This is a genomic window from Collinsella aerofaciens (genome assembly GCF_040915425.1).
Classification (GTDB): domain Bacteria; phylum Actinomycetota; class Coriobacteriia; order Coriobacteriales; family Coriobacteriaceae; genus Collinsella; species Collinsella aerofaciens_BW.
In genome coordinates this window covers 1-15208 of record NZ_JBCPDN010000055.1, presented here as the reverse complement: position 1 = coordinate 15208, position 15208 = coordinate 1, and the positions used below count along the sequence as shown (strand labels likewise).

14 protein-coding genes are annotated in these 15208 nt (G+C 59.1%); 2 read left to right on the top strand and 12 right to left on the bottom strand.

Translation table 11 applies throughout. The features are described from left to right. The 6 genes from AB5164_RS07940 to ileS all read right to left on the bottom strand — a co-directional run. Positions 1-590 (bottom strand): HD domain-containing protein (locus AB5164_RS07940; protein ID WP_368147955.1); only part of this gene is annotated, 590 nt, incomplete at its 3' end. A 31-nt stretch (positions 591-621) separates the two neighbouring features. Beyond that, entirely contained in the window at positions 622-1044 is a 423-nt protein-coding gene (locus tag AB5164_RS07935; protein ID WP_368142164.1) for a prepilin peptidase, read from the bottom strand. Positions 1045-1125: 81 nt separating this feature from the next. After that, positions 1126-2421, bottom strand: coding sequence for a glycosyltransferase family 2 protein (locus AB5164_RS07930; RefSeq protein ID WP_022094595.1), 1296 nt, complete (start codon positions 2419-2421; stop codon positions 1126-1128). Positions 2422-2503: 82 nt separating this feature from the next. Beyond that, positions 2504-3517 carry an RluA family pseudouridine synthase gene (locus AB5164_RS07925; protein ID WP_368142163.1) on the bottom strand — a complete coding sequence of 338 codons (1014 nt, stop codon included), beginning with the start codon at positions 3515-3517 and terminating at the stop codon, positions 2504-2506. Next, the gene (lspA, locus tag AB5164_RS07920) at positions 3517-4044 is read right to left on the bottom strand and encodes a signal peptidase II (RefSeq protein ID WP_368142162.1); all 528 of its coding nucleotides are present in this window, start codon (positions 4042-4044) and stop codon (positions 3517-3519) included. The genes AB5164_RS07925 and lspA overlap by 1 nt, the downstream gene beginning before the upstream one ends. 445 nt (positions 4045-4489) lie before the next feature. Then, positions 4490-7267 carry an isoleucine--tRNA ligase gene (gene ileS / locus AB5164_RS07915; protein WP_438265623.1) on the bottom strand — a complete coding sequence of 926 codons (2778 nt, stop codon included), beginning with the start codon at positions 7265-7267 and terminating at the stop codon, positions 4490-4492. Between the two features lie 510 nt (positions 7268-7777). Here ileS and AB5164_RS07910 point away from each other — a divergent pair. Next, positions 7778-8860, top strand: coding sequence for an iron-containing alcohol dehydrogenase family protein (locus AB5164_RS07910; protein ID WP_217107867.1), 1083 nt, complete (start codon positions 7778-7780; stop codon positions 8858-8860). Between the two features lie 48 nt (positions 8861-8908). On the opposite strand, the gene AB5164_RS07905 is transcribed toward AB5164_RS07910, so the two are convergent. Together AB5164_RS07905 and ftsH are read right to left on the bottom strand one after the other, a co-directional pair. Further along, positions 8909-9364: a 2-thiouracil desulfurase family protein gene (locus AB5164_RS07905; protein WP_368142161.1), complete on the bottom strand. Its 456-nt coding sequence runs from the start codon at positions 9362-9364 to the stop codon at positions 8909-8911. 81 nt (positions 9365-9445) lie between these two features. Further along, complete coding sequence (ftsH, locus tag AB5164_RS07900) at positions 9446-11338, bottom strand: ATP-dependent zinc metalloprotease FtsH (protein WP_368142160.1); 1893 nt, start codon at positions 11336-11338, stop codon at positions 9446-9448. A 92-nt stretch (positions 11339-11430) separates the two neighbouring features. Here ftsH and AB5164_RS07895 point away from each other — a divergent pair, with 92 nt between their 5' ends. Then, complete coding sequence (locus AB5164_RS07895; protein ID WP_368142159.1) at positions 11431-11916, top strand: cob(I)yrinic acid a,c-diamide adenosyltransferase; 486 nt, start codon at positions 11431-11433, stop codon at positions 11914-11916. 85 nt (positions 11917-12001) lie between these two features. Here AB5164_RS07895 and AB5164_RS07890 read toward each other — a convergent pair whose 3' ends face one another. The 4 genes from AB5164_RS07890 to AB5164_RS07875 form a co-directional block, all read right to left on the bottom strand. Further along, the gene (locus AB5164_RS07890; RefSeq protein WP_161115832.1) at positions 12002-13351 is read right to left on the bottom strand and encodes an MATE family efflux transporter; all 1350 of its coding nucleotides are present in this window, start codon (positions 13349-13351) and stop codon (positions 12002-12004) included. Positions 13352-13475: 124 nt separating this feature from the next. Continuing rightward, entirely contained in the window at positions 13476-14390 is a 915-nt protein-coding gene (locus tag AB5164_RS07885) for a TrmH family RNA methyltransferase (RefSeq protein WP_368142158.1), read from the bottom strand. A gap of 109 nt (positions 14391-14499) precedes the next feature. After that, positions 14500-15018: a dihydrofolate reductase gene (locus tag AB5164_RS07880; protein WP_368142157.1), complete on the bottom strand. Its 519-nt coding sequence runs from the start codon at positions 15016-15018 to the stop codon at positions 14500-14502. Between the two features lie 9 nt (positions 15019-15027). Continuing rightward, positions 15028-15208, bottom strand: a 181-nt coding sequence (locus tag AB5164_RS07875; protein WP_368147953.1) for a thymidylate synthase, incomplete at its 5' end; no start/stop codon positions are given.

Sequence of the window (15208 nt, the reverse complement as noted above, 5' to 3'; positions counted from 1 at the left end):
AACACACGCTGCTCGTACTCGCCGTTATGGCATAGCACGCCGTCGAGCGTCTGGAGCGACACGTTGCGGCCATACAACGCGTCGAGCACGCGAACCGACTGCACGTTATGGAAAAAATAACGCCCCGTACGCTCATGATAGATATCGTTGAGGAAGCGCTCGCCGGAATGGCCGAAAGGCGTGTGTCCCAAGTCGTGGCCCAGGCCAATCGCCTCGATCAGATCGCAATTGAGCCCCAGGGCGCGACCGATATCGCGCGCAATGCGCGAGACAAGCTGCACGTGCAAACCGCGGCGTGACAGATCGTCATTGCTACGAAAGCTAAAGACCTGCGTTTTGCCCGCATACCGGGTGTAAGCCGGAAGATGAAGTATCTTTTCGGTATCGCGCATAAACGCCGGACGCATAAGCGTGCCTTTGTCGGTAGTGCGATCAATACGACGAATGACCTGATCATCGTTGCAACGATACGGGTTGACATAGCCCGAAGCACGATCGGCGGCAATGCGCTCGACAAGCTCGGGCGACAACGCTGAGGGAATACGGTCCATGCGCGCCTTAATGACGGCCGTTTCTTGATTAGATTCCATGGCATGCTCCTTAAGAAGGATGCGCAATCGGTTACAAAGTGCAGCCCACGACCTCGATTATGGCAAAAATCGGCACTAAAAACGGGAGCAATGGCAGGGAGCGCGATTTTGTGAAGAGGCAGGAAAGGGCCAGAGCCAGGAGTGCGACGGCAAATGCCACGATGCCACCCATAGGGTCGAGCGTGCAAAGCGCGAAGAGTGCTTTGGCGTCCCCCATGCCAATCCCCGGGGCTTGACGAAGGCGCCGCCAGAGCGACTCAGTAAGCACAAGGGCAAGGTAGACGATGACCGCAAGACCGGCATGATCAAGTGCAGTGTTAACGCCCCTGTCGAGCCAAACGCCCGCCAACGCCGCCACGGCACATGCGCCGGCAAGCCCATTGGGAAACCGTCGCTCTCGGGCATCAATTGCCACGCCGGCAAAGATGCAAATCCAAAACGGGATATAGACCATCGGACTCCTCCTCGAGTTGCATCGCAAAAGCAAAAACCACCACAAAGGTGCCTGTCCCCTTTGCGGTGGTTTTGGTGGTGGTTATTTGGCGCCTTGCATGACCTCGTCAAGGGTAACGTTGACGGCGTGCTGCGTCGGCACCCAGTCGACCTTCAGGAACAGCGCGGCCACCGTGATGGGGATATAGCTGAACATAAAGATCGGGAAGGTAAACAGGTTAGTCACCAGACGCCACTTTTGCGCGCAGTGAATGTGCTTGTACTCAAAGATAGTCGTGAGCAGCGCCAGGATAAAGAAGGTCTGATACATCATGGCGAAGGTCATAATGAGCGAAGCGGCGCACGCCTGCATCTCGACTTCGGTAGCCAAGAAACCATGCGAAAGGCCACCCACTATCAAGAACGTCGCATTAGCGAGCATCGAGATCAGCGATAGCAGCATACCCGGGGCGATCGTCATGAACATGTCGTAGGCGGCAAAGCGATGATAGCGGAACGTCGACTTGACCAGATGCTTACCGTAAGTAAAGAACACCTGGTAAAAGCCCTTGGTCCAGCGCATACGCTGCTTCCAGGATGCCTTGAACGTCACGGGTTGCTCGTCAAAGAACTCCGCCGGCGCATAGCCAATGCGAATACCGTGAATAGCGCAGAACGTAGTGAACTGAATGTCCTCGGTCAGCGTGTGGAACTGCCAACCGTGCATGCCCTCGATGACACTGGCGGAGATGAGGTAGCCCGAACCCGAGACGGCGCAGGACGTCTTGCAGATATTACGCGCGTTGTTGAGGAAGCGCGCCTCGCGTAGATACCACGTGGCATTAGCAGCCGAGATCCACGAGCTGCCGAAGTTCTTGGAATTGCGATAGCTCGTGACCACATGGAAGCCCTGGTCAAAGGCATCATTCATCTTGGAAACGTAATCGCGGGAGATAACGTTATCGGCATCGAAGATAAAGTAGCCCTCAAACGTGTCGGGATACTCGTTGAGAATGCGGTCGAAGCCAAAGTCCATGACCCAGCTCTTGCCCTTGCGGGCCAGGTCATTGCGCTCGTAAACAATGGCACCGGCCTCGCGCGCGAGCTGCGCCGTGTTGTCGGTGCAGGCATCGGCGACCACGAAAACCTCGATGAGCTCGGACGGATAATCCTGGTCCTTGATGGAGCGAACGAGGTTGGCGATCACGGCCTCCTCATTATGCGCCGCGATAAAAAAGGCATAGCGATGGAGTTTTTTGGCCTTGGGAGGCGCGACCTCGCCACGAAGAGCGCCAATGACAAAGAAGACCACCTGGTACAGAAAGCAGACCGTGAGCAGCGTGACGACAATCTGGTTGAAGATCACGATGGGTGTGTTGGTTTGTAAAAAGGCGAGCATGCAGGCTCCCAGCAACGCGTAACGTAAACAATCGTATATCTTACCGCAGGCTAATCGAGTTCAAGAAACCACCTAATACTGGCTAGGCTTCGAGAAGACCGAGCTGCGGAACGATTTCATCTCCAACGGCCGTGCGACCGAGCGAGCGCGGAGCCAGATCGTCGAGAACAGCAGCGAGATCCCACGGCAACTCGTCGCGGCACTCAATGCGCTCCCCCGTCACGGGATGGTCGAACGCCACGCGCCAGGAATGAAGGAACTGCCTGGTCAGGCCCTGGTCGGCGCGCGCATCGCACTTGCCGTAGAGTGGATCGCCCACGCAGGCGTGGTTGATATGACGCATATGCACGCGAATCTGGTGCGTGCGACCGGTAAACAGATGGCACTCAACGAGCGTATAACCATCGTCAAAGCGCGTGGAATCAAAGCGCTCGAGGACTTTAAAGGTCGTAATGGCCTGACGGGCAAAGGGGTCGTCCGAAACCGCCATCTTGACGCGGTCGCGCGTAGAACGGGCGATACCGGTATTGATGGTGCCCTCGTCCATGGCGATGTGCCCGTGGACAAGCGTGATATAGCGGCGGTCGAGCGTACGCGTGCGAATGAGATTTTGAAGCGCGCGCTGGGTGTCGTCGTCTTTTGCCGCGAGCATAAGGCCCGAGGTATCGCGATCCAGGCGATGCACGATGCCGGGGCGGTCCTCACCCTGCACGGTACCAAGATGATCGATACCGCAGTGGTAGACCAAGGCGTTCGCAAGCGTGCCGCTCTCGTGGCCGTGGGCGGGATGGCACACCAGCCCGCGCTGCTTGGAGAGCACAATGAGATAGTCGTCCTCATAGCGAATGTCGAGCGGGATGGCCTCGGGAATCACATCGGTGGGATCGTGCGGCTCGGGCAGGTCGACCGAGATGCGGTCACCGGCGCGTACGGCATACTTTTTTGACAGACAGGTCTCGCCGTTCACGATTACGGCGCCGCCCTCGATCAGATGCGCGCAGGCAGAGCGCGTGGGGCAGCCGTCGTTGGCACCCAGAAAGGTGTCGAGACGCTGGCCAGAGCAATCGTCGGCAACAAGAATATGGATGTCGGCCATTAACGCTCATTCCTTTCGCGAATCTTGCGGGCACGCTCCCCACGCTGCTTGGCTTTGCGCTTAGCGCGGGCCTCATCACGGGCATTGAGCTCAGCAGTCGCATCGACCTCGCGAGCGGCGGGACTCAAGAACATGTATCCGAAGAGGGCGAGCACGACGCCCAAGGTAATGCCGATATCGGCCACATTGAAGACGGGGAAGTCGATGAAGGTGGTGGCAATAAAATCGGTCACGAAGCCAAAGGCCAAACGATCGATAGCGTTGCCAATAGCACCGCCCGCAACCATCGCCATGCCCACAACCTCAAGATGGGCAAGCTGGGGTGCACGAACGAGGTACACGGCAATAGCGATAATGACCGCCAACGCCAGCACGGCAAACGCGATGCCATGCCCCTCGCCCATACTAAAGGCAGCACCGATATTGCGGACAAACATAAAGTCGATGACGCCGGGGATGACAGTCACATGCAAAGCTTCGCCCACGGCACGAACCGCAAGCTTGGTCAGCTGGTCAACAAGCAGCACAACGAGCGCCACCCCACCAGCAACACCCAACCGCCAACGCAAAGGCGGCGTCATTTCCCCAGCACGACCCAAATCAATCCCCTACCCTCAAGAACATCGAATTACGTTTAACGCAAAGAACTATCTTATATTGCCATACGCAGAACGCACGACATATCCACCAACGCAAGCGAAATAACCAGCTAAAAACGAAAGCGACATTCCGAATAACGGAATGTCGCTTAATAGCTTTCGACTAAAAACGCAAGTCGAAAGAAAGCCTCTAGCTCCAGCAATGGAAACGCCGCGTTATCGTCACCAACAGCGAAAACGTCCCTAAGCGAGCAAGGTGACGTGAAAGAGGAGGGAAGCGTACTTTGGTACGCGACCGACGATTGAACGTCAGATTGCCGCTTAGGGGCGTTTGCAGCGTCGGTAGGTTACGGCGTTCTACGAACGCCGTAACCTACAAAGCATCGGCGCAGCGCTTGCAAATATGCGCGTGGCCGTTGTACTCGCCGACGGTGGTGCGGTAGTTCCAGCAACGGTCGCAGCACTCGCCCTCGGCAGCCTCGATAGCAACGGAGAGCTCCTCGCCCAGGGTCAGCTCAACATCGGAGACGATGTAGAACTCGGCCAGGTCGACAGCCTTGTCGCCGGTCAGCAGCGCGTACATCTCGGCGGGAACGACCGCCTTGACGCGAACCTGCTGGCTCTTGGTGAAGGTGCCGGCAGAGCGGGCATCCTCAAGGGACTTGGTCACGGCGCTACGGAGTTCGAGCGAAGCCTCGAGCACACCCTCAAACTCATTGGCCTCGTCGACCGTGATGGGCGACTTGTACCAATCGAGCAGCGCGGCGTACTTCTGGTGATCGACGCAGCCGGCGGGCGCATAGGCCATGGCCTCATCGACCGTGTAGGACAGGATCGGCTGCAGATCGCGCATGAGCATCGAGAAGAGCTCGGCCAGCACGGTCTGTGCGCTGCGGCGCTCGAGCGAGCCGGGCTTGTCGCAGTACAGACGGTCCTTCAGGGCGTCGAGATACACGTTGGAAAGCTCGGTAACCACGAAGTCGTAAAGCGCACGGTAGGCGCGCGGGAACTCGTAGCTGGCGTAGGCATCGTCGACCTCAGCCTGAACCTGGGTCAGACGGGCAACCATGAGCTTGTCGAGCGGCAGCAGGTCGGCAAAGGCGACGCCGTCGCTCTCGGGCTCAAACTGACCCTCGAGCTCGGAGAGCAGGAAGCGCAGCGTGTTGCGGAAACGACGGTAGGCATCGGACGTACGAGCAAGAATCTCGTGGTCGATGGACACGTCGGAGCTGGTATCGACGGACGCAACCCACAGACGGATGATGTCGGCGCCCATCTCGTCGCAGACCTTGTTGGGGTCGATGACGTTGCCGAGCGACTTGGACATCTTACGGCCCTGGCCGTCGAGGGTGAAGCCCTGCGAGACGACCGCCTTGTACGGAGCATGGCCGTTGGCACCCACCGAGGTGAGCAGCGAGCTCTGGAACCAACCGCGGTGCTGGTCGGAGCCCTCGAGGTACACATCCGCCGGGTACTCAAGCTCAGGGCGATACTCGCAGACGGCCTTCCAAGACACGCCGGAATCCCACCACACGTCGAGGATGTCCTTATCGGCCTTGAGGTGATGACCGCCGCACTTGGGGCAGACGCAGGCCTCGCCCAGGTAGCTCTCGGGAGCGTCGGTGAACCAGGCGTCGGAACCCTTCTCGTGGAAGAGCTTGATGACGGCGTCGAGCGTGGCGTCGTTCATGACCTTCTCGCCGCAGTCGGCGCAGGTGTAGCTGGGGATAGGCACGCCCCAGTTGCGCTGACGGCTGATGCACCAGTCGGGACGCTGCTCGACCATGGCGCCGATGCGGTTGGCGGCGTGAGCCGGATACCACTTGACGTTCTCGCGAACCTCCTTGCCAGCCTGCTCACGCAAACCGGTCTTGTCCATAGAGACAAACCACTGGTCAGTAGCACGGAAGAGCACCGGGTGCTTGCAGCGCCAGCAGTGCGGATAGCTGTGCGTGATCTTCTTCTCGAGGACCAGGGTGCCGCGCTCGCGCAGGAACTCGATGATGTGCGGGTTGGCCTCATCGGTATCCATACCGCTGAAGGGGCCACCGGTGCCAAACTCCTCGCCGGTGTAGAACTTGCCGTCGTCATCGACCGGCATGCAGATGTCGGTGATGCCCTCCTTGAGGCAGGCAAAGTAGTCGTCGACGCCGTGGCCGGGCGAGTTGTGGACGATACCGGTACCGTCATCGACACCGACGTAATCGGCCAGCAGCGCCACGCCCTCAACACCGTCAAAGATTGGCTGCTTGTAGTGGATGTGGTGGAAGGTCTCGGCGGGAACCACATAGGGCTTGCCGTCGACCATAACCGGGGTGTACTCCCAGCCAAACTCCTCACAGCACTTGGGAGCCAGGTCCTCGAGCATGACCTCGGCACGACCATCGTGCTCAACGGCAACGTAGGCGGCGCCGGGCTTGAGGGAAACGGCCTGGTCGGAGGGGATGGTCCACGGCGTGGTCGTCCAGATGATAAAGTCAACCGGGCCGTCGAAGTTCTCGAGGCCGGCGGGCTTGGAAGTCATCTCGAAGCGCACGAAAATGGACGGGCTCGTCTCGTCGGAGTACTCGATCTCGGCCTCGGCCAGCGCGGTGTGGCAGTGCTTGCACCAGTGAACCGGCTTGTGACCGCGATAGATCATGCCCTTATCGAACATGGCCTTGAAGACCTCGATGTCGGCGGCGTCGTGCTGGTGATAGAGCGTCAGATACGGGTTGTCCCAGTCGCCAAGCACGCCCAAGCGACGGAAGCCGGCCTTCTGGAGCTCGATGTTCTCGACAGCGAACTCGTTGCAAAGCTCGCGGATCTTGGCCGTGGAGGTCTGGTTGAACTTCTCGGTGCCGAGCTTTTCCTCGACCTTGTGCTCGATCGGCTGACCGTGACAGTCCCAACCGGGGACATAGGGAACCTCATAGCCCTGCATCATCCAGTAACGGTTGATCATGTCCTTGGAGATCTTGTTCATGGCGTGGCCGATGTGGATCGGGCCGTTGGCGTACGGAGGGCCGTCGTGCAGCACGAACTTCTTGTGACCCTCGTTCTTCTTCAGAACCTGCTCGTAGACCTTGTTGTCCTGCCAGTCCTTGAGTCGCTTGGGCTCGGACTTGGAAAGACCGGCACGCATGGGAAAACCGGTCTTGGGCAGATTCATCGTCTGCTTGTACTCGTTTGCCACGGTACCCCTTTCATGTCATGGGCGCGCACGCCCGCTGGGCACCAAAAAAGCGCCCGTCCCTACAAGCTGGGACGAAGCGCCACAAAACGGACTGTACGCCCGCAAAAGCTCTTCGTTTAACCACCCAGCTTAGATGCCCTCGCCCGCGTATTCGCGCGCTCGCATCCGTTACTCGGCTGGCCTGTATCGACGACCATCTCGGCGATATCTACTAGGACGAGCCTGTGCGACGCGTCCGTTGGGACCGCAGCTCCGGGGTGATTTTCATCGGTCGCATGCACGGGTTCTCAGCGCTCCCCGCTCTCTGTAACATGCGGACGGCCGACTACTCGTCCCCATCAACGCTTATGCGGAGTATGCTAGCACGTTCCGCGCCGGCGAAAAACCCTCAACACTGGTTTTATACGTTCGAAATTTCTCGCGGCTGTGGACCTTCTCTAGGAGCAAAATACCTGAAAGCACTTTATCGAAAGAAAGAAGGTTGCCATGCGCACGATTGGAATGAGTGATTATACCGTTGGCGAGGATTGCTTTACCGAGCTGCCCGCCGCACTGGCCGAGTACGGAGCGACCAAGGTCGCCATCATTGGCGGCAAGCGAGCCCTGGCTGCGGCGCTGCCGGGAATCGAGGCGGCACTTGAAGGTACCGATGTCGAGGTCCTGGAGACGCGCGTCTATGGCACCAACAGTACGCGTGCCAATATCGCCAAGGTCGTGAACTCCCCTGCCTGCCAGGAAGCCGACGTGCTCATCGCATGTGGCGGCGGCAAGGCACTCGACACTGTGAAGACGGCGGCCATCGAGCTCAAGAAGATCGTCTTTACCGTACCGACGATTTGCTCCAACTGCTCGGCCGCGACCGCCATTGCCGTTGTCTACAATGACGATGGCTCGCTCGAGGGCTATTCGTACCCCAACCGACCGGCGCACATCTTCATCAACCCCAAGATCATCGCCGAGGCACCGGCAGAGTACTTCTGGGCCGGCGTGGGCGATGCCCTGTCTAAGCAGCCCGAGGTCGAATACGCCACGAGCGCCGGCAACCTGGAGCACACCGCCGGTCTTGGCCTGGCACTCGCCCACACCTGCTCCGAGCCGCTGTTTACCTATGGTGTGCAGGGTCTTGAGGATGTGCGCCAGAATCTGTCGAGCGAGGCCGTCAAGCAGATCGCGCTCGACATCGTTGTCAACACGGGCTATGTCTCGAACCTGACCAACCAGAACGATTATTACTACAACTCGAGCGTGGCGCACGCGTTCTACAACGCCACCTGCAGCATTCCGCGTGAGGGCACCTACCTGCATGGCGAGGTCGTGAGCCTGGGCGTGCTGGTACTGTTTGCCTATACGGGCGATACCGAGAACCTTGAGCGCTACGCCGCCTTTAACAAGCAGATGGGGCTGCCCGTAACGCTTGAGCAGGTTGGCCTTACCGAGGCAGATATCCCGGCCCTGTGCGAATACGCGCACGCCACCAACGAGTGGAAGCAGGGAAACCCCGAGCCCTTCACCGACGAAAAATTCGCCGCCGCCATCAAAGCTGCCAACGCCTACGGCCACACCCTCTAGCTCTAACCCAAAACCACCACAAGGGAGCAGTACCTTTGTGGTGGTTTTTTATTGCTCCAGCATGCTGGGGTCGAACTCGCTAGCCGGAATCACACGGTACCCGTGGCGCAGAAGCAGGTCGACGAAAATACCGTTGCCCGCGGTGAGCGTACCGCTAAAGAATCCGTCGTAGATGCGACCCGCGCCGCACGAGGGACTGCGGTCCTGCAGGATGCACGCGGCGATCTCTTTCGGGCCGCCCGCCTGCTCGCACATATCAAGCGCGCGCTGAGCACCCTGGCGAAACTCGCGATCGACTGAGGTACCCTCGCAGGTACGGACCTCGCCGTTCACAATCTCGGACGGCTTGCGCGGCGTGGGCAGGCCGCCAAAGACCTCAGGGCACACCAAGAGTACCTCGGTCCCCGTACGCTCGCAAGCCTCGACCAACGCGCGGTGGTAATTATCGAGGCCGTTATACTTGCAGCTCTCGCCCATCAAACAGGCACTCACCACGATCTTCATACATATCCCTCCCAAGCAAAACGCCCCATTTGAGATAGGCACTCAAATGGGGCGTCGATATTTACTGACCAGAATGCAACGCTACTGCTGCTTAGGCATCAGCGGATTCTCGCGCGTGAGGAGATTCATAAACTCCTCGCCCGTGATCGTCTCCTTCTTGTACAGATAACGAGCTAGCTCATGGAGCTTAAACTTGTTCTCCTTCAGAATCTGCAGGGCGCGGTCGTGCGCATCCTCGATCAGCTTGGCGACAATTGCGTCCACGCGCTCGGCCGTACCGGGGGCGCAGGTGAGCGATGTATCCTGGTTGAGGTACGCATTTTGGACAGTACCGAGCGCCATCATGCCAAACTCATCGGACATACCAAAGCGCGTCACCATGTTGCGGGCGAGCTTGGTTGCTTGCTCGATATCGTTGGCTGCGCCGGTCGTCATCTCGCCAAAGATGAGCTCCTCGGCGGCACGTCCGCCGCAGTAGACAGCGAGCTTGTCCAGCACCTCCTGGCGCGTGGTCAGGAAGCGCTCATCCTCCTCGACCTGCATGGTGTAGCCCAGAGCACCGCTCGTGCGCGGCACGATGGTGATCTTGGTGACCGGCGCAGAGCCCTTCTGGCGGGCTGCGACGATAGCATGGCCGATCTCGTGGTAGGAAACGACCTGCTTCTCGTGGTCGGACAGCACCGTGGACTTACGCTGCTGACCAGCAATGACGACCTCCACCGACTCCTCAAAGTCGTCCTGGGTCGCTCGCTTGCGACCTTCGCGGACCGCGCGCAGGGCGCCCTCATTGATGATGTTGGCCAGGTCGGCACCCGAGGCGCCGGGCGTGGCGCGGGCAATCGCGGTCAGGTCAATCGGCGGCTCCGTCTTCACGCTCTTGGCATGCAGCTCAAGAATGTTCTTGCGGCCGGTCAGATCGGGCAGCTCAACGGGGATGCGGCGATCAAAACGACCGGGGCGCAGCAGGGCGGGATCGAGGCTGTCGGGACGATTGGTGGCAGCGAGGACGACGATACCCTTGTGGTTATCGAAGCCGTCCATCTCGGTCAGCAGCTGGTTGAGCGTCTGCTCGCGCTCGTCGTTGCCGCTAAAGCCGCCGCCATCGCGCTTTTTGCCGATGGTATCGATCTCGTCGATAAAGACGATGCACGGGGCCTTTTCCTTGGCCTGCTTAAACAGATCGCGGACCTTGGCGGCGCCACGGCCGACGAACATCTCGACGAACTCAGAACCCGAAATGCTAAAGAACGGCACGCCCGCCTCGCCGGCAACAGCCTTGGCGAGCAGGGTTTTACCGGTACCCGGAGGGCCAACAAGGAGAGCACCGCGCGGCAGCTTGGCGCCAATTTCCTCGTAGCGCTGCGGCTTCTCCAGAAAGTCGACGACCTCCTTGAGGGATTCCTTGGCCTCTTCCTGGCCAGCGACATCCTTAAAGGTCACGCCCACATCCTTGGAGGCGATAACGCGAGCGCCGGACTTACCCAGTCCACCGCCGACAAAGCCACCGCCGCCAAAGTTCATCGACGGGCCGTCATCGCCCATAGCCTTCTTCATACGGCGGTTGAGCCACCAACCGATCAGGAAGAAGATGGCCATGGGAAGAATAAGCGTAAGCAGGTAGTAGGTCATCAGACCCGAGTTTTTATCGGGAACGACCGACTCCAGGGAGGCACCGGATTCAAGCACACGATCGGTAAAGCCCGCGTCATTCGGCACACCAGTCGTCTTGTAGGCGATGTTCTCGTCCTCGCCCTTCTTGGTGTAATAAATGGTGTAATCGTCGGTATTGTACTCGACCTTGTCGACACTCTTCTTATCGAGCGCTTTGACAAACGTCGAGTAATCGGTCTTCGTAATCTGCTGCGTGTGACCGATGTTGGGGAACAGAACGGTCGAGAGCACGAGGTAGACGACGAAGGCGATGAGCACGTAGAGGATCATATTCCGTCTACGTTTGTTGTCATCCATCTCCATCTGCTTGAACTCCATCTACTGGGGTTGATAATTCTATCTAGAATACCCAACCCGGACGGCGATAAACCGACGCCGGGCACGAAAGGACAGAGATGGCATCACTGGAAGTCGGCAAGGTTCAGATCTACACGGGCGACGGCAAGGGCAAAACCACGGCTGCGCTGGGACTGGCGATGCGCGCCACGGGTTATGGGCTCGACGTGCTCATGCTGCAGTTTGCCAAGAAGCTGCACTGCGCCGAACACGATGCCGCGCCGCGCCTGGGACTGCGCATTATACAGGCCGATCGCGACACACCCGAGGCTTGCGCCGAGCAGATCATGGAACTTGCACGCGAACAGATCTCGCAGGTCGACGTGCTCATTTTGGACGAACTCGGCGAGGCCATGCGCCGCGGCTTTGTGACGCACGAGGATGTCGAAGCGCTGATCGCGATAAAGCCCGCCACTACGGAGCTCGTGCTCACCGGCCGGGGCCTGCTGCCCCTCGCAGACCTCGCGGACCTGGTCACCGAAATGCGCCCCGTCAAACACTACTTCGACGAAGGCCTCCTAGCCCGCCAAGGCATCGAATACTAATTGATCCAAAGGGGACGGAGGAAAACGGATCATTTCGCCTTATCGCCGGGCCAATGATCCGTTTTCCTCCGTCCCCTACGGGTCATTAGGCAGTGGCGCGGCCTAACCAGTTGCCGCTGTGGTGGTAGATGGTAAACATCGTGGCCGTGATGAGCCAGGTTACGGGGTAAACCAGCAGCAGGTGCTCAAGCGACGGATCGAACGGCATAATCGCAAACACCCAGATCACCCTGAGCACGACGGTGCCAAAAATCGTGAGCAGCATGGGCTGAAGGCTCACGCCGGCGCCGCGGATAGAGCCCGACGCGTTCTCGATAATCGAGAAGATTGCGTAGAACGGCGCGATGAAATGAAGAATCGTCGTGGTGTACGCCGAAATCGAAGCATCGTCGACAAACAGACGCGACAGAGGACCCGAGAACACCAGCAGCACGGCAGACAGGCCACCAATGAGCATAAACGACAGCACGAGCGACGTATGGTAGCCCTTGCGCATGCGCTCGTAGTTGCGCGCGCCAAAGTTCTGTGCCGAGAACGTGGTGATCGACACGCCAAGCGCCTCGGTAACCATCCAGACAATGCCATCCAAACGGCCCGAAAGACCCCACGCCGTGGTGACATCGGCGCCAAACGAGTTGACCGACACCTGAATCAAAACGTTGGAAATCGAATACGCAGCAGACTGAAAGCCAAGCGGCAGACCACACGAGATCATGCTCTTACAAATACCCGGATCAATGCCGAGTTTGGACAGTGAAAGCCGCCACGCACCCGGTGCGTGCATCATACGAATCACGATCATCGTGGCGTTGGAGCAAATGGTCAGCGCCACCGCGATGCCGCAGCCCAAAGCCTCCATATGAAGCACGGCAACGAAGATAACATCCAGCACCGCATTAACAAGGCAGCCGGAAGCGATGATCACAGCAGGCCCGCGCGTGTCGCCCACGGCGCGCAGCAATGCCGTTCCCATATTGAGCAGCAGCGCCGCAACCATGGCGGCAAAATAGCAACGAGCATAGGCAACGCCCTCGGCCAATAGTTCATGCGGTGTGTTCATAAGTACCAGCATGGGCTCAACGAACACTATGCCAAGAATCGAGAAAACGATACCGCCCACCAGCGCAAGGGTCATGGCCGTATGGACCGATCGACTCAGGCGCTCGTCATCGTGCTGACCAAAATACTGACCGGTAATAACGGCACAGCCAGCACCCACGCCGACACAAAAACCAATGCAGAGCTCCGTAAGCACCATCGTGGCCTGAATGCCACCCAGCGCGAGCTTACCGCCAAACTGACCGACGATATAGGTACCGATAAGCGTGTATGCCTGCTGAAAGAACGAACTAAAGAAGATGGGGACGCACAGCGACAGCAGCTGCTGCCAAATGACACCCTGCGTTACATCGATAGCCGTAGATTTCTTAGCCACACGCCCTCCCCACAAGCGTTCGTCAAACAACAAAACATCAATTGAACGGCAAAGCCACTATCAGCTTAACACCGACCGAAGGCAGCGGAAAACAACCCTGGTGGCAAAGCTCGAGAGCACCCCGCTAGTGATACAGCCCCGGCTGGTAGTGATACTCATTGCTCACGTGCGGGCACAGCTGCCAAAAGGCGACGGCGCTCGCCGCGGCCACGTTAAGCGAATCGACCCCGTGCGCCATCGGAATGCGCACCGCCTGGTCACAGCCGGCAATGGTCTTGGCGCCCAAGCCGGCACCCTCGGTACCCATAAAGATTGCCAAGCGGTCAATCTCCTGCAGCACGGGATCGTCCAGCGATACGGAATCGTCCGTCAACGCCATAGCGGCACACGAAAAACCGGCATCGTGCAACGCGCTCAGACCATCATGCGGCCACACACGAGCCTCGCTGCCAATGCGCGTCCACGGCACCTGAAACACGGTGCCCATGCTCACGCGGGCCGAGCGACGGTACAGCGGGTCGCAGCACGTCGGGCTGACCAAAATACCGTCAACGTTCAATGCGGCAGCAGAGCGGAAAATCGCGCCAACATTGGTGTGGTCGACAATACCCTCGAGCACGCACACGCGCACCGGACGCTCCCCCGCCGCCTCGACGACGCCGCCCAAGAACTCATCAACCGGAATCTGACGCGGGCGACGGAACGCCGCCAGCGCGCCGCGCGTCACGTTAAAGCCCGTCAACTGCTCCATGAGCTCCATGGAGGCCACGAACACGGGAACCGGACCCGCTCCCTCGCGCACGACAAGCTGGTCAAACAGCGGCATCATCTGGTCGAGCCAGCGTTCGCCCAAAAGAAAGCTCACCGGCTGATATCCGGCACGCACCGCGCGCTCGATGACCTTGGCACTCTCAGCGATAAAAATGCCCTTCTGCGGCTCCAACACGCAGCGAAGCTCACGCTCGGTCAGTCGCACGTAGGCATCGAGCCGCTCGTCCTCGAGCGAATCAATTCGCAGAACCTCAACGGCATCAGTCATAGCAGCCAGCCCGCACCCTTCTTTACAGCACGTCTATACCAAACGAGGCGACGCTAAGCGCCGCCCCATGCATTCAATCAACCCGATGATACCGTTCACGCCAGACGATTTACGCCTCAACGCGACGATACGTCACGAACTCATAATCGACACCCTCATCGCCCTCGCCAGAGGCAATCGTGGCAACCCCGTCGCGCCGCGCAACTTCCCACGCAGGATCGGCATCCAGATTAGGAAAGTACGTGTCCACGGCATGGGCGCAATGGTTGTGCGTGACCTCGGCCTCGGCGCAATACGGCAAAAACTGCCGATACACCTCACCGCCACCGATCACCCAGGCAACAGGCTCATCGGCTACCGCGGCGAGAGCCTCGTCAACGCTATGCACCACGTCAACGCCCTCGGGCGCAAAGCTATCGTCGCGCGTAAGCACGATATTGCGACGGTTCTTGAGTGGACGCCCACCGGGAAAACTCAGCAGCGTCTTGCGCCCCATGATGACCGGGCAGCCCTTGGTGCAGGCCACAAAATGGCGCATGTCGGCGCGATTGGACACCACCATGTCGCCCTCGCACCCAATGCCCCAATCGTCACACACGGCAACGATAGCAGATAGCTTACACGTCATGAGCACCACCTACACCGCAATGGGAATGTTCTTGACCTGCGGACCGTGCTCGTAGCCCTCCACAATCAGGTCGTCGGTCGTAAACGCATAGAAATCGTGCACGTCGGGGTTAAGCGTTACCTTAGGCGCCGCAAACTGCGGACGCTCGATAAGTTCGCGGACAATATCGACATGACGGTCGTAGATATGG

Coding starts and splice junctions, on each gene's coding strand:
- AB5164_RS07905 (WP_368142161.1), bottom strand. CDS start 9,364: ATGAAGATCGTGGTGAGTGCCTGTTTGATGGGCGAGAGCTGCAAGTAT.
- AB5164_RS07895 (WP_368142159.1), top strand. CDS start 11,431: ATGGCATCACTGGAAGTCGGCAAGGTTCAGATCTACACGGGCGACGGC.
- AB5164_RS07935 (WP_368142164.1), bottom strand. CDS start 1,044: ATGGTCTATATCCCGTTTTGGATTTGCATCTTTGCCGGCGTGGCAATT.
- ileS (WP_438265623.1), bottom strand. CDS start 7,267: ATGAATCTGCCCAAGACCGGTTTTCCCATGCGTGCCGGTCTTTCCAAG.
- AB5164_RS07930 (WP_022094595.1), bottom strand. CDS start 2,421: ATGCTCGCCTTTTTACAAACCAACACACCCATCGTGATCTTCAACCAG.
- AB5164_RS07925 (WP_368142163.1), bottom strand. CDS start 3,517: ATGGCCGACATCCATATTCTTGTTGCCGACGATTGCTCTGGCCAGCGT.
- AB5164_RS07880 (WP_368142157.1), bottom strand. CDS start 15,018: ATGACGTGTAAGCTATCTGCTATCGTTGCCGTGTGTGACGATTGGGGC.
- AB5164_RS07885 (WP_368142158.1), bottom strand. CDS start 14,390: ATGACTGATGCCGTTGAGGTTCTGCGAATTGATTCGCTCGAGGACGAG.
- ftsH (WP_368142160.1), bottom strand. CDS start 11,338: ATGGAGATGGATGACAACAAACGTAGACGGAATATGATCCTCTACGTG.
- AB5164_RS07910 (WP_217107867.1), top strand. CDS start 7,778: ATGCGCACGATTGGAATGAGTGATTATACCGTTGGCGAGGATTGCTTT.